The following is a 12,942-nucleotide window of genomic DNA, read 5'->3' on the forward strand; positions in this document are numbered from 1 at the left end:
TTCTTCAAGGTAAAAAACGTATGTCCTACACGCCGCCGGATTCGGCTGTCCGTTCCGCCATGATTGGTCGGGTCAAATTCAATGCCGATGGCCTGATCGCAGCCATTGCCCAGCAGCATGACAGTGGCGAGGTACTGATGCTGGCATGGATGAATGCCGAAGCACTGGATGAAACCCTGCGCACGGGCCGCGTATGCTATTATTCACGCAGCCGGTCGGGCCTGTGGCGCAAGGGCGAGACATCGGGGCAGGTCCAGACCCTGATCGACGCCCGGCTGGACTGCGACCGCGATGCGGTCCTGCTGCTGGTGAACCAGAAGGGTGTGGCCTGTCATACGGGACGGCGGAGCTGCTTTTACAACGCCCTGCGCCCCGAAGGCATGGTCGAGATCACCCAGCCGGAAATTGCGGCGGAAACGCTTTACGGCAGCAAAGGCTAGGCAATCATGGCTTATGATGAGGAAAAACGCGAACAGATCGGCAAACTGATCTGGATCGGGATCATGGTGGTGGCCACGGTCGTCATGGGTATTTTCATGCTCAGGAACGAACTGCATGCCCTGATTTCAGAAAATGAACCCCTACCGCCCGGCGTTACGGCTCCGCAGACGCCGGACGCACCGCCGCAGAATGCACAGCCAGCAAATCCATGACTTCATGCGCGGCGGCAGTGGCCGGGTTCTGACCCGGCCCGCGTAACGCCGCGCGGATATGGTTGAATCCCGCGCGCTGCAGGCTCCGGCAGTTTTCGTCCGTCAGCAGGCGCTCGACGGTGTCGGCCAGAAGTTCGGGCGTGCAGCGTTCCTGCAGCAGTTCGGGCACCAGCCTGTGGCCGGACAGCAGGTTGACCATGGCCACATAGGGCACGCGGATCAGACGTCGCGCCATCGCCGCCGTCAATGGATTGACCCGGTACGTCACGGCCATGGGAACATCCGCTATCGCCAGTTCCAGCGTGGAAGTACCCGATTTGGTCAGTGCGGCACTGGCTGCGGCAAACGCATCGTGCTTGTCCTGAACGTCGGTAATGACCAGCGGCTGGACCGGCCAGTTCGCTACCCCCCTGCGCACGATATCCCCGATAACGGGGGAGACCGGCACAACCGGCACGATGCCCGGCATGCGCTGCTGTAAAATGAGGAGCATGCGCCCGAATACCGGCAACAGACGCGGCGCTTCCGACCGGCGGCTACCGGGCATGAGCACCAGAACCTGCGCAGAATCCGCTATGCCGTAACGCCTGCGAAAATCAGCCCCGGAACCCTGATCCGCGCCGGATTGCAGCACGGGGTGGCCGACAAAACGCGCCTCGATCCCGTGGCGGGCAAAAAATTCCGGCTCGAACGGCAAAAGACACAGCATCCGCTCCCACAGGCCCGGAAATTCCCGCACCCTGTGCTCACGCCAGGCCCAGACCTGGGGGGCGACATAATGCAGCCGGGGAATGGATAGCGGCGCGATCCGACGCAGAAGCCGCAAGGCAAAACCGGGGCTGTCAATGGTCACGACCAGATCCGGACGGCGTGCGGTAATATCCTGCACCGCCTGATCCAGCCTGCGTGAGAGATGCCGCAGTCTGGGCAGTACTTCCAGCAGTCCCATGACCGCAAGATCACGCAGCGGAAACAGCGAGTGCAGCCCCTGCTCGCGCATGTGTTCGCCCCCGATCCCGGCAAAACGGATATCCGGCCGCGCAGTGCGCAGCGCCGCCATCAGACGAGCGCCCAGCACGTCACCGCTGGCTTCGCCCGCCATGATCCAGACGGTCGGGCCATGCCCGGTAGGTTCTGGTAGCGGAGGGATGGGAGAATGGGGTCCAGTCATGCCAGACCGGCTTATCGTGTCGGATCAGCCAGCGCAAATACCGATGGTAAAAAATCTGCCACATACCCGGGCAGCCGGTGCAGGCCGCCTGTTCATGACATCACCCGAAAATCTCCGGGTTTCTGAAAAACAGGCAGCGAGGCGTCGTTCCCCGCCCCGCTACAGATGATGGTGCTGCTACCGCCCGTTCAGGATGGTGCGGATGCTGGCGCGGATATCCTCGGGCAACGGCACGTACCCCAGCAGCAGGGCTGACTCCGCACCGTGCTGCATGCTCCAGTCAAAAAACGCCCGTACCGCCCTGCCCTGCGCTGTCGTGGCACTGTCCGTCGGGATCAGCACATAGGTTGCGGCCATGATCGGCCAGGCTCCCGCGCCATCGCCATCCAGCACATCAGCGGAATGGGTCGCATCATCCGCCCAGTGGGCGGAGGTCACGGCCAGACGGAAGCTTTCGGGGTCTGGCGCGACCACATCTCCATGGTGATTGCGCAGTTCGGCCATGGGCATGTGATTGCCCGCGGCATAGGCGTATTCCAGATAACCGATGCTGCCTTCGGTATTGCGCACGGCCGCGGCGACACCGTCATTGCCGCGCGCGCCTTCGCCCACCGGCCATTCGATGGAGGTCCCCTTACCTTCCTCCGCCGCCCAGCGCGGCGAAACCCGTGCGAGATAGGACGTGAAGACAAAGGTCGTGCCCGACCCATCGGCCCGCCGCACCGGGGCCACGGGCATGGCAGGCAGGCTGACACCGGGGTTTTCCGCAGCGATACGTGGATCATTCCACATGGTGATATCGCCACTGTACAGCCCGGCCAGCAGTTCACCCGTCAGGTGCAGATGACTGCCATCCAGACCGGGCAGGTTCACGACCGGCACGATCGCACCCAGCACCGTGGGAAACTGCATCAGGCCATTGTGCGCCAGTTGGGCCGCATTCATCGGCGCATCCGACGCGCCGAAATCCACCGTGCGGGCCTTGACCTGATTCTGCCCGGCACCCGACCCGATGGTCTGGTAGTTCAGGCGGATATCCGTCGCACGGGCGGCCCCTGCCCCCCACGCGCCGTAAATCGGCGCGCCGAAGCTGGAGCCTGCCCCGGTAATATCGGTTGCATAGGCAGACAGGCTGGCCGTGCATAACATGGCCGCCAGTGCCAGACCGATACGCCCCGCGCGCCCCCTGTTGGCCAGCAGGCTCGAACGCCTAGCCCCGCAGGACCGCATTGCAGCTTTTCTGCGCGGCAGCGACCACCCGGTCACAGACAGCTTCGATTTCCGCATCGGTCAGTGTCCTGTCCATCGGCTGAAGGGTTATCTCGACACCCAGTGATTTATGCGCCGCCGGAACCTTGTCACCTTCATACACATCGAACAGATGAACCGCGACGATAAGGTTCCGCTCAGCGCCTTTCACGGCCCTGAGCAGTTTTTCCGCAGGCAGGTCCGCCGCGACGACAAAGGCGAAATCACGCCTCAACGGCTGGAAGGCGGACAGGGCGGGCGGCGCCTTGCGCTTGCGCCTGGGTTCCGGCACGGCGTCGGTATAAAGCGTGAAGGCACAGACCGGAACATCAATCCCCCGCGCCGCCAGCAGGGCGGGATGCAACTGCCCGAAATGACCCAGAACCAGCTTCGGTCCCTGCCGGATCACCCCCGACCGGCCCGGATGGTAGTAGGACGGGGCATCGGCAGTGATGGTGCAGCCTTCCATCGCAGCCCCGGCGATGGCAAGCCCTGCCAGCGCGTCGGCCTTGACCTGCCACAGATCGACCGGCTGCGCGGGCTGGCCGGGCAGACGCGGCGAATGGCCGCTGCGGATACCGGCGGCGATCAGTTTCTGTCCATCGGCGTCAAAACCGGGGCCGACTTCGAACAGGCCCAGATCGGGATAGCCCCGTGCCGCATTTGCCCTGACCGCTGCCAGCAGGTTGACCAGAGGAGTCGGACGCATCTGGTCCAGATCGGCGGCGATGGGGTTGAGCAGATGCAGGTCAGCCGGTGTTTCACCGAATGCCGCGGCCTGATCCATCGCCACGAAGGAAAAGCCCACGGTTTCCAGCAACCCGCGCGCCGCAAGCTGCCGGCGCAGGCCGGCGATGCGCGTCTGGCGGCTGCTCAGGGCAGGCAGCGGCACGGCACTGCGCAGCGGCAGCGATACGGCAGGCACGCTGTCCAGCCCACGCAGGCGCAGGATTTCCTCCACCAGATCCACTTCCGGGTCGATCTCGATCGCGCCCTGTGCGGCGGCCTGCGCACGTGCGGGCGGAAGGTCCGGGCGCTGGTCCAGCAGCATGGGGGTAGCGATGTCATTGCGCCATGAGGGTACATCCACCACCACATGGCGGGCATCCCGCTCCCGCACTGCAAAGCCAAGCCGCTCCAGAAGGTGCACGGCATGATCCGGCGCTTCGCTCAGGCCGCCCAGCGTCTCAAGCCGTGCGAATTCCAGATGCGCCTGACGCTGCCACGCGGGTTCAACCCCGGCGGACACGACACTGCCCGCTTCCCCGCCACACAGGTCAAGGATCATCCGGGTCGCGGCCTCAAGGGCTGCGGGCGGCAGGGCCTGATCCACGCCGCGTTCAAAACGCTGTCGGGCATCGGAATGCAGGTTGTGCCGCCGTCCCGCCAGCGCGATGGCCACGGGATCAAACAGGGCGCATTCGACAAACACATTCGTGGTCGTTTCACTGACCCCGCTTTCAGCCCCCCCCATGATCCCGGCCAGCGACTGCACGCCCCGGCTGTCGGCGATAACGCAGTCATCGGGCGTCATGACGTGTTCGCTACCATCAAGAGCAGTAAAGGTTTCGCCTGCCCCCCGGCAGATGGTCAGTTCGCTGCCCAGCAGTTTATCCGCGTCAAATACATGCAGCGGACGGCCAAGGTCGAATGTGAAGAAATTGGTGATGTCCACCAGCGCCGACACCGGACGCAGGCCAATGGATTCCAGCCTGCGCCGCAGCCATTCGGGGCTGGGACCATTCTTCACGCCCCGCAGGCTGCGCCCCAGAACCCACGGACAGGCTTCGGGGAAGGTAACGCGCCAGTCGATGGGGGTATCGAACCGGCTTTCCACCGTCGCCGTCAGCCACGGCTTCAGTTCGCCCAGACCGGCAGCAGCAAGGTCACGCGCGATCCCGCGCACCGCCAGCGCGTCCCCGCGGTTGGGGGTGATGGCGATGTCGATGACGGGATCATCCAGATCGGCGAACAGGGCGTAGGACTGGCCGGGCACGGTATCGTCGGGCAGTTCCGCGATCCCGTCGCTTTCCTCCCCAAGTCCGAGTTCGCGCAGCGAGCACAGCATGCCGCCGCTTTCCTCACCCCGCAGCTTGCCTGCCTTGATGGTGATGCCGCTGGCCGGGATGAATGTGCCGGGTGGCGCGAAGATCACATGCAGGCCCGTGCGCGCATTCGGCGCGCCACAGACAACCTGCACGCGCTCAAACCCCTCACCCGCGTCCACCTGACAGACGCGCAGGCGGTCGGCGTTAGGGTGCTGGGTGGCTTCGATAATGCGGGCTGTGCGGAACGGAGCGAGGATCGCGCCCCGGTCTTCCACCCCTTCGACCTCAAGCCCGATGGTGTTCAGCGTGGCGCAGATTTCTTCCAGCGTTGCCGTGGTCTCAAGATGTTCGCGCAGCCATGACAGGGAGAACTTCATCGATCACAGACCTTCGTGCAGCATGGCGGGAGACAGGGGGGACGTGCCGTAATGACGCAGCCAGCGCACGTCGCTTTCATAAAACGAACGCAGGTCCGGAATACCGTGGCGCAGCATGGTCAGCCGTTCGATCCCCATGCCGAAGGCAAAACCCTGCCATTCACGTGCATCCAGCCCGCAATTGGCCAGCACGCGCGGATGGACCATGCCCGCCCCCAGCACTTCCAGCCAGTCGCCGCCGGTACCGATCTGGCCCGTCCTGCGCGACCAGCCGATGTCGATTTCCATCGAGGGTTCGGTAAACGGGAAATAGGAGGCGCGAAAGCGCACCGGCAGGTCGGGCATCTGGAAAAACGCGCGCAGGAAATCAGACAGGCAGCCCTTGAGGTGCCCCAGCGTGATGCCCTTTTCAATCACCAGTCCCTCGCACTGATGGAACATGGGGGAATGGGTGGCGTCATGATCGGCGCGATAGGTGCGGCCGGGCGCGATGATGCGGATGGGCGGTTCCTGCCCCAGCATGGTGCGGATCTGCACGCCCGATGTCTGTGTGCGCAGCACGCGCTCGGGCTGGCCGCTGGCTTCAGCCGGCAGATAGAACGTATCCTGATCGGTACGGGCGGGGTGATGGGCGGGCGTGTTGAGGGCCGAAAAATTGTGCCAGTCGCTTTCGATATCCGGGCCTTCGGCAAGCTGGAAGCCCATGGAGCCGAAAATGGCGGCCATTTCCTCGATCGTGCGGGTAATGGGGTGCAGCAGTCCCTGCGCATCCGGCGCACATGGCAGCGTCACATCCACGCGTTCGGCCGCAAGGCGGGCGTTCAGCGCCGCCGTTTCCAGTTCCTGCCCGCGGGCTTCGATCAGACGCGAGAGTTCATCGCGCAGCCGGTTCAGCGCGCCGCCACGCGTGCGCCGTTCATCGGGCGTCATGCGCCCCAGTTCCTTGAGCAGCGCGGTCAGCCTGCCCGACTTGCCCAGCGTGCCGACACGCACCGCATCCCATTCACGCAGGTCGGTCGCGGCAGCGAGTGCCTGAACTGTCTGTTCCCTCAGGGTTTCGAGATCGTCACTCATAGCACCTCGCGCAGGCTTTCACCGGGCGGGCTGGCAGTGGATAGCAACCGGCGGCTTCTACCCGCACGGGCCAGACCCGGCACATGAAACTGTGCCCGCCGCCGGACGGAAAAGCGGCACGGGCATTGCATAAAAACAAAACGGGCCGCCCGTTGGGACGACCCGTTTCGTGGACCTGTCGCCACACGGGCGGGGACAGGGTTCAGGCCAGAGCGGCCTGGGCCTTCTTCACGATCTCGGCGAAGGTTGCTGCATCGTCATAGGCAATGGCGGCAAGGACCTTACGGTCGATCTCGATGCCAGCCTTGTCCAGACCGTTGATGAAACGGCTGTAGGTCAGGCCATGCTCACGCACCGCAGCGTTGATACGCTGGATCCACAGGGCGCGGAATTCGCGCTTCTTGTTGCGGCGGTCGCGGTAAGCATACTGAAGCGACTTTTCCAGACGTTCCAGCGCAATGCGGTAGTTGGTGGAGGAACGACCACGGAAGCCCTTGGAGAGTTCAAGGACCTTCTTGTGGCGGGCGTGGGTGGTTACGCCGCGTTTCACACGTGCCATATCTCAGGTGCTCCTTATGCCAGACCGTAGGGAGCCCACTGCTTCACAGTGCGGCCGTCCATTTCCGTCAGCACCTGCGAACCACGGTTCGTGCGCTTCATCTTCTGCGAGCGGTTGATCAGGCCATGGCGCTTGTTGCCCGGTCCTGCCAGCACCTTGCCGGTCGCGGTGATCTTGAACCGCTTCTTGACCGATGACTTGGTCTTCATCTTGGGCATTTTCTTCTCCTGATGTCTGGTGCCCGTGTCCCTGCCCCTTTCGGGTCGGAACACTTCCATTGCGGCCGGGCATGCCCTACAGGCCCGGACGCGCGAACAGGCAGGCTATAGACAACACCGCGGGCAGGATCAAGCCCCTTCCCCGCCCCACGGCATGCTTTCCCCCATCCGCCCCGTACTGTAGGAGGAAAACGCAAGATCATATCGGGAGGAAAGCACAATGACACAGCGCGTCGCATACATAACAGGTGGCAGCCGCGGCATCGGCGCGAGCATCGCCACGGCGCTGGCGAAGGATGGGTACGACATCGCCATTTCCTATGTCCGCAACGAACATGCAGCCGAGGAAACGGTGGCGGCAGTCCGCGCGCTGGGCCGCCGTGGCATTGCCATCCGCTGCGATGGCGAAGGCAATGGCAACCGTGCAGCCATACGTCAGGTCGTGAAAGAACTGGGCCGGATTGACGCACTGGTGTGCAATGCCGGGATCTACCCCTATGGCGACGTGGCCGAGACCACGGATGAACAGGTCGACGCCGTGCTGGGGCTGAATGTCCGCGCCGTGATGATCGAAACCATCGAAGCCGCGCGCCACATGACCACGGGGGGCCGCATTGTCCTGATCGGATCGACCTTTGCCGATCGCGCGCCTTTCCCCGGCATTTCGCTTTATTCCGCATCCAAGGCCGCACTGAGCGGATTTGCCCGTGGCGCGGCACGCGATCTTGGCCCGCGCGGGATCACCATCAACGTGGTGCAGCCCGGCCCGATCGATACCGACATGAACCCCGCCACGGGGGAAGCTGCCGACCTGCTGCGCAGCTTCATGTGTCATAAGGAATATGGCCGGATCAGCGATGTCGCGGCTCTGGTCTCGTTCCTTGCCAGCCCGGCGGCCGGTTTCATCACGGGCACCGCGCTGACCACGGATGGCGGCCTGGCGGCCTGACCAGTGGCCTGCGGGCGGGGTGATGACCCACGCCGCCCGCACTACGGCAGCACACCAGCAATGGGGCCTGCGTCCCGGTCACGTCATACCGGGCGCGCTCCGCTCCCTCTGCCCTTCCTCACCAACAGGTGATACCAGACCTGCATGTCCGAAACCTTGCAGGAAATCACCATGCCGTCGGCTGTTCTTTATTCCCCCGAAGAGGTCCGCAAACTGGCTGCGCAGGACACGATCATCCTGATCGACGTGCGTGACGGGAAAGACTTTGCTGCCGGCCACATTCCGGGCGCGGTGAACATGCCCGATATTTTCACCTATCTGGCGGAAACCACGCAGGACGGACTGCACAGCCTGCAGGAAAAATTTTCCACCCTGTTCGCCGATTACGGGCTGGATGGGAACAAAACCGCCATCATCTATGAAGATGCGCTGCATACCCGCTATGGTGCGTCCTGCCGGGGTTACTGGATACTGAGCTATCTCGGCTATCCGCGCGTGGGCATACTTGATGGCGGGCTGAGCGCATGGCGCCGTGAAGGTGGCGCGCTGAGCACCGAAACCACGCAGCCGGTGCGGGCACGGTTTCCGCTTTGCATCAACCACACCCTCATGGCCACGCGCGACGACGTATACGCAGCCCTTGGCTCCACCACCACGAAGCTGCTCGACAACCGCGACAGCGTCGAATGGCTGGCAGAAAGCTCCTCCCCCTACGGTGTGGATTTCGCGCCCCGCAAGGGCCGTATTCCGGGGGCCGTATGGATTGAGTGGTACGATTTCATGAAGGTGACGGATAACCACGCCGCCTTCCGCAGCCCTGACGAAATCCGCGCCCTTGCCGCATCGCGCAACCTGAACCCGGATGATGACATCATCATCTACTGCTTCAAGGGTGCGCGCGCGGCCAATACCTATGTCGCCCTTGCTTCCGCCGGGTTTACACGCCTGCGGCTGTATATGGGATCATGGAACGAATGGTCCCGCGACCCCGCTCTGCCGATCGAAGGCGGGATACCCAAGGCGGCGGCTCCTTATCACCGACACTGAAACAGACAGCGCAGCCGACGCCTCCCCGCGTCGGTCCCTTGCCCTTTCCATCCTGACTGGCCGTGAGAAATATCGGAACATGCGCCGGTCGGACTGCACGCAGCACATCAGCGATACCGCCCGGTCAGGCTAAAAACCGGCGGCATTGGTTATCCTGCCTGACGTCACCGCAGCCCGTATGCCTGAGTGTTTCTGGCATCCGGGGCACGAAATTCTACGTATGTTATGGGCGATCTATACAGACCGCCCGTAGAACCAGCCACGCTGCGTCAATTCATCTGAAAGTCACGCCATCCTTGCGGTCCGGCCTTTGAGGGCGCAGCGCTGCCCCCATGCCCGTTAAGGCTGCCCATTCCGCCATTGCAGCAGCGCACCACTACGGCCCCGCTCCTTCCCGCTCAACCGAGCGCGATGGAAGACAGAGACATACCCTCCGCCCCTCTCCCCTCACGCACCCGTGAAGAAGGCGCAAAATACAGAAACCAAAGGTTTCCGTATTTGAAATATCAAATAGCCGCTCAAACCGTATGGTTAAGGGGTTCCGCCATTTCCATGGCACCCATTTTCATATGAAAGACATACTGCAATGCCCAAGGTTCTCGTTCTCTATTATTCGTCCTACGGCCATATCGAGACGATGGCCCATGCCATAGCCGAAGGCGTACGGGCCAACGATGCAGAAGTCGTTGTCAAACGCGTCCCTGAACTTGTTCCCGAGGACGTTGCGAAGGCCCATCACTTCAAGACCGAACAGGGCGCTCCCATCGCCACAACACAGGAACTGCCCGAATACGACGCCATTATCGTCGGCGCACCGACCCGCTTTGGCCGCCTGCCCGCGCAGATGGCCAATTTCTGGGACCAGACCGGCGGGCTGTGGCTCAAGGGCGCGCTGATCGGAAAGGTCGGCGCGGTATTTACCTCCACCGCATCCCAGCATGGCGGGCAGGAGACCACGCTGTATTCCCTCATGTCCAACCTGCTGCATCATGGCATGGTCATTACCGGCCTGCCCTACAGCTTTCAGGGGCAGTTGAAGCTGGATGAAGTCACGGGCGGCTCCCCCTACGGCGCGACCACCATTGCCGCAGGCGACGGCTCCCGCCAGCCCGATGCCAACGAACTGGACGGGGCGCGTTATCTGGGCAGCCATGTGGCGGGCATTGCAAAAAAACTTGCCTGAATACTGCGGCGCGAAGGGGCACGATCTACACCGTGTCCCTTCGTGCTATTTCAGATGTTTCAGGCTTTCGCACTCTTCTTCCGTTGCCCATGGCGAATGCGCGAAGGCCCTGACCAGATAATCCAGCAGCGCCGTCACCCGGACGGGACGCAGCGGACTGGGTGATGTCACGATGTACAGGGCGACAGCCGGGGCTTCCCATTGCGGCAACGCCTGCACCAGCCGACCCGATTTCAGGCCATCCCAGACCATGAATTCCGGAAACAGGCCGAAACCAAGACCCGCTTCCAGCGCGGGCAGGAATCCTTCCGCATTATTGGCCCGCAGGCGGGAAGCCTGTGACAGCACGAATTCCTTGGCCGTTTTCCTGTGCCGCAGCCTGATCTTACCGGGTGCGGATGTATTCGTGTAAACAAAGCCCTTCTGGTCTTCCAGTTCACGCGGATGGTCGGGCCTGCCTATTGCATCCAGATAGGCGGGAGCGGCAACCAGCAGCAGCCGCACGCTGCAAAGACGCCGCGCGCGCAGCGAGGAATCCGCAAGGGACGCGATCCGCAGCGCAAGATCATATCCCTCCGCCACCAGATCGACGACCGCATCGCTGAAATCGATCGCGATATCGACCTCCGGATACTGGCGCATGAATTCGGGCAGAAGGGGGGCGAGATGCTGGATGCCGAATGTCACCGGCGCTGTTACCCGGATCTGGCCGGATGGCTTCAGGATACCACCCCGCGCCTCCACTTCCGCCGCTTCGGCTTCGGCCAGTATGCGGTTTGCATGCCCCTGAAGCAGCCGACCCGTTTCCGTCAGGGACATATGCCGGGAGTTGCGGTTGAACAGGGAGACCCCAAGCGCCTGCTCAAGCCGCCCCACGGCCTTGGATACGGTAGGTTTGGAAAGCTGGATATCTTCGGCCGCACGGGCAAAGGACCCCCATTCCGCCACCTTGGCAAAAATGGCCCATGCCTCGAAATCAGGTAAGCGCATTTGAAATCCCTGGAAACGATCCTTCGTGAAGGTTTCACTATAGGCCACCCACACGATTGTTCCAGCCTGCCGCAGGCATACAGGCAGCGGACCGGCAAGTCCGCCCCCCATACTGGAAAAGCCCACTCCTGACGCAACAGATCAGAAACGTTGGCTTTCCTTTATTTCCATATACGCTCCAATCGCGGCGGACGTAATATTCTGGTGTTGATGAAAGTACAGAAACCGAAAGGTGATCCGATGATTGAAATCCGACCTTTTGACCACATCGGTCATGCCGATCATGGATGGCTGGATGCACGCCATCATTTCTCGTTCGCCAGTTATTTTGATCCGGCGCGCGTCAAATGGGGGGCATTACGGGTATGGAACGATGATGCCATAGCACCCGGCACCGGTTTTGGCACCCATCCGCACCGGGATATGGAAATCATTACTTACGTGCGCGAAGGCGCAATTACCCACGAAGACAGTCTGGGCAATCGCGGGCGCACGCAGGCGGGCGATGTGCAGGTCATGTCAGCGGGAACCGGCATCCGCCACAGCGAACATAACCGGGAGAGCGAAACCACGCGCCTGTTCCAGATCTGGATCATGCCCGACCGGGCGGGGCATGCCCCCTCATGGGGTACACGCACCTTCCCCAGGGGTGAACGGGCGGGCCAGTTTGTCGTACTCGCATCAGGCCGCCCCGAGGAGGACGATGCCCTGCCCATCAATGCGGATGCCCGCGTTCTGGGAGCGACGCTGCACAAGGGACAGGTCGTGGAATACCGGCTTGGAGCCGAACGGTTCGGCTATCTGGTGCCCGCGCGGGGGCGGGTGGAGATCGAAGGGGCGAGTGTCAACGAACGCGATGGAGCCGCGATTTCAGGCACGGACATCCTGCGGATACGCGCACTTGAGGATGCCGAGATCGTCCTCGTGGACACCCACGACTGACTGCCGTGGATAATATCCCGTGACCTGTAGCCGTAACTTACAAGGCTACAGGTCACGGGATGCGGTCAATCAGGCGTAAAGATCAACACCGCCCTGATCTTCGTCCGCACCCTGCGCGGTCTGGGCGGAGCTGTTGGTGGAGCCGGACGTCGTTTCGGAAACGATGTTACCGCTCGAATCCTTCACGATGGTAGTGATGGAGCCATCGCTGTTGAAGACTTCGCTTGTCGTCGTGCTGCTGGAAGAGCTGGACCCGGAGGAGGAAGATGACGAAGAGGACGACGAACTGTCGCTGGAAGATGACGTGCCGAACAGGCTGCTGAGTGAGCTGCTGCTGAGGCTTGAGATGGAAGAAGACATCTGGGACTCCATAATTGCGGTGAAATGATTTTGATATAATTAAGCCCAATAAAAGCGCTCCCCCATCTCACGATGGAAGGTTTTTCATGTCAAGATCAATATACGGATAAATCAGACCCCACG

14 protein-coding genes are annotated in these 12,942 nt (G+C 62.4%); 7 read left to right on the top strand and 7 right to left on the bottom strand.

From position 1 onward, the window contains the following. Nucleotides 1-20 precede the first annotated feature (20 nt). Nucleotides 21-440, top strand: coding sequence for a phosphoribosyl-AMP cyclohydrolase (hisI, locus tag KSAC_RS03775; protein WP_102323516.1), 420 nt, complete (start codon nucleotides 21-23; stop codon nucleotides 438-440). Nucleotides 441-446: 6 nt separating this feature from the next. Further along, on the top strand, nucleotides 447-653 hold the full coding sequence (locus KSAC_RS03780) for a hypothetical protein (protein WP_110547945.1): 207 nt from the start codon (nucleotides 447-449) through the stop codon (nucleotides 651-653). Here KSAC_RS03780 and lpxB read toward each other — a convergent pair. From lpxB to rpmI, 6 genes are all read right to left on the bottom strand, one after another. Beyond that, nucleotides 595-1,824, bottom strand: coding sequence for a lipid-A-disaccharide synthase (gene lpxB / locus KSAC_RS03785; RefSeq protein ID WP_132304291.1), 1,230 nt, complete (start codon nucleotides 1,822-1,824; stop codon nucleotides 595-597). The genes KSAC_RS03780 and lpxB overlap by 59 nt on opposite strands. Nucleotides 1,825-2,001: 177 nt before the next feature. Then, complete coding sequence (pstS, locus tag KSAC_RS03790) at nucleotides 2,002-3,054, bottom strand: phosphate ABC transporter substrate-binding protein PstS (RefSeq protein WP_408884740.1); 1,053 nt, start codon at nucleotides 3,052-3,054, stop codon at nucleotides 2,002-2,004. Further along, nucleotides 3,035-5,497 (bottom strand): phenylalanine--tRNA ligase subunit beta, encoded by a 2,463-nt coding sequence (gene pheT, locus KSAC_RS03795; protein WP_132304293.1) that lies wholly within the window; start codon nucleotides 5,495-5,497, stop codon nucleotides 3,035-3,037. Before pheT ends, pstS begins: the two co-directional genes overlap by 20 nt. A 3-nt stretch (nucleotides 5,498-5,500) precedes the next feature. Beyond that, the gene (gene pheS, locus KSAC_RS03800; RefSeq protein ID WP_102323512.1) at nucleotides 5,501-6,571 is read right to left on the bottom strand and encodes a phenylalanine--tRNA ligase subunit alpha; all 1,071 of its coding nucleotides are present in this window, start codon (nucleotides 6,569-6,571) and stop codon (nucleotides 5,501-5,503) included. Nucleotides 6,572-6,773: 202 nt separating this feature from the next. Next, a complete protein-coding gene (gene rplT, locus KSAC_RS03805; RefSeq protein ID WP_010513542.1) occupies nucleotides 6,774-7,130 on the bottom strand; it encodes a 50S ribosomal protein L20 in 357 nt (118 codons plus the stop codon). Between the two features lie 14 nt (nucleotides 7,131-7,144). Next, on the bottom strand, nucleotides 7,145-7,348 hold the full coding sequence (gene rpmI, locus KSAC_RS03810) for a 50S ribosomal protein L35 (RefSeq protein ID WP_007400447.1): 204 nt from the start codon (nucleotides 7,346-7,348) through the stop codon (nucleotides 7,145-7,147). A gap of 220 nt (nucleotides 7,349-7,568) precedes the next feature. On the opposite strand from rpmI, the gene KSAC_RS03815 reads away from it, so the two are divergent. The 3 genes from KSAC_RS03815 to wrbA all read left to right on the top strand — a co-directional run bounded on the left by KSAC_RS03815 (nucleotide 7,569) and on the right by wrbA (nucleotide 10,527). Next, nucleotides 7,569-8,297: an SDR family NAD(P)-dependent oxidoreductase gene (locus KSAC_RS03815; protein WP_132304295.1), complete on the top strand. Its 729-nt coding sequence runs from the start codon at nucleotides 7,569-7,571 to the stop codon at nucleotides 8,295-8,297. Between the two features lie 144 nt (nucleotides 8,298-8,441). Beyond that, the gene (locus KSAC_RS03820; protein WP_132304297.1) at nucleotides 8,442-9,344 is read left to right on the top strand and encodes a sulfurtransferase; all 903 of its coding nucleotides are present in this window, start codon (nucleotides 8,442-8,444) and stop codon (nucleotides 9,342-9,344) included. Nucleotides 9,345-9,930: 586 nt separating this feature from the next. Next, complete coding sequence (gene wrbA, locus KSAC_RS03825; RefSeq protein ID WP_102323509.1) at nucleotides 9,931-10,527, top strand: NAD(P)H:quinone oxidoreductase; 597 nt, start codon at nucleotides 9,931-9,933, stop codon at nucleotides 10,525-10,527. Between the two features lie 45 nt (nucleotides 10,528-10,572). On the opposite strand, the gene KSAC_RS03830 is transcribed toward wrbA, so the two are convergent. Beyond that, nucleotides 10,573-11,517 (bottom strand): LysR family transcriptional regulator, encoded by a 945-nt coding sequence (locus KSAC_RS03830; RefSeq protein ID WP_132304299.1) that lies wholly within the window; start codon nucleotides 11,515-11,517, stop codon nucleotides 10,573-10,575. A gap of 240 nt (nucleotides 11,518-11,757) precedes the next feature. Here KSAC_RS03830 and KSAC_RS03835 point away from each other — a divergent pair, with 240 nt between their 5' ends. Together KSAC_RS03835 and KSAC_RS17220 are read left to right on the top strand one after the other, a co-directional pair. Then, nucleotides 11,758-12,459, top strand: a complete 702-nt coding sequence (locus KSAC_RS03835) for a pirin family protein (RefSeq protein ID WP_110547967.1) — start codon at nucleotides 11,758-11,760, stop codon at nucleotides 12,457-12,459. 136 nt (nucleotides 12,460-12,595) lie between these two features. After that, nucleotides 12,596-12,847, top strand: a complete 252-nt coding sequence (locus KSAC_RS17220; RefSeq protein ID WP_162900464.1) for a hypothetical protein — start codon at nucleotides 12,596-12,598, stop codon at nucleotides 12,845-12,847. Nucleotides 12,848-12,942: the final 95 nt, after the last annotated feature.

Source organism: Komagataeibacter saccharivorans (genome assembly GCF_004348195.1).
Lineage (GTDB): Bacteria > Pseudomonadota > Alphaproteobacteria > Acetobacterales > Acetobacteraceae > Komagataeibacter > Komagataeibacter saccharivorans.

What these genes read in the sequence shown, in the direction of transcription:
- KSAC_RS03820 (WP_132304297.1), top strand. Translation starts at nt 8,442, where the DNA reads ATGTCCGAAACCTTGCAGGAAATCACCATGCCGTCGGCTGTTCTTTAT.
- rpmI (WP_007400447.1), bottom strand. Translation starts at nt 7,348, where the DNA reads ATGCCCAAGATGAAGACCAAGTCATCGGTCAAGAAGCGGTTCAAGATC.
- rplT (WP_010513542.1), bottom strand. Translation starts at nt 7,130, where the DNA reads ATGGCACGTGTGAAACGCGGCGTAACCACCCACGCCCGCCACAAGAAG.
- pheS (WP_102323512.1), bottom strand. Translation starts at nt 6,571, where the DNA reads ATGAGTGACGATCTCGAAACCCTGAGGGAACAGACAGTTCAGGCACTC.
- wrbA (WP_102323509.1), top strand. Translation starts at nt 9,931, where the DNA reads ATGCCCAAGGTTCTCGTTCTCTATTATTCGTCCTACGGCCATATCGAG.
- KSAC_RS03780 (WP_110547945.1), top strand. Translation starts at nt 447, where the DNA reads ATGGCTTATGATGAGGAAAAACGCGAACAGATCGGCAAACTGATCTGG.
- KSAC_RS03815 (WP_132304295.1), top strand. Translation starts at nt 7,569, where the DNA reads ATGACACAGCGCGTCGCATACATAACAGGTGGCAGCCGCGGCATCGGC.
- pstS (WP_408884740.1), bottom strand. Translation starts at nt 3,054, where the DNA reads ATGCGGTCCTGCGGGGCTAGGCGTTCGAGCCTGCTGGCCAACAGGGGG.
- KSAC_RS03830 (WP_132304299.1), bottom strand. Translation starts at nt 11,517, where the DNA reads ATGCGCTTACCTGATTTCGAGGCATGGGCCATTTTTGCCAAGGTGGCG.
- lpxB (WP_132304291.1), bottom strand. Translation starts at nt 1,824, where the DNA reads ATGACTGGACCCCATTCTCCCATCCCTCCGCTACCAGAACCTACCGGG.
- hisI (WP_102323516.1), top strand. Translation starts at nt 21, where the DNA reads ATGTCCTACACGCCGCCGGATTCGGCTGTCCGTTCCGCCATGATTGGT.
- pheT (WP_132304293.1), bottom strand. Translation starts at nt 5,497, where the DNA reads ATGAAGTTCTCCCTGTCATGGCTGCGCGAACATCTTGAGACCACGGCA.
- KSAC_RS03835 (WP_110547967.1), top strand. Translation starts at nt 11,758, where the DNA reads ATGATTGAAATCCGACCTTTTGACCACATCGGTCATGCCGATCATGGA.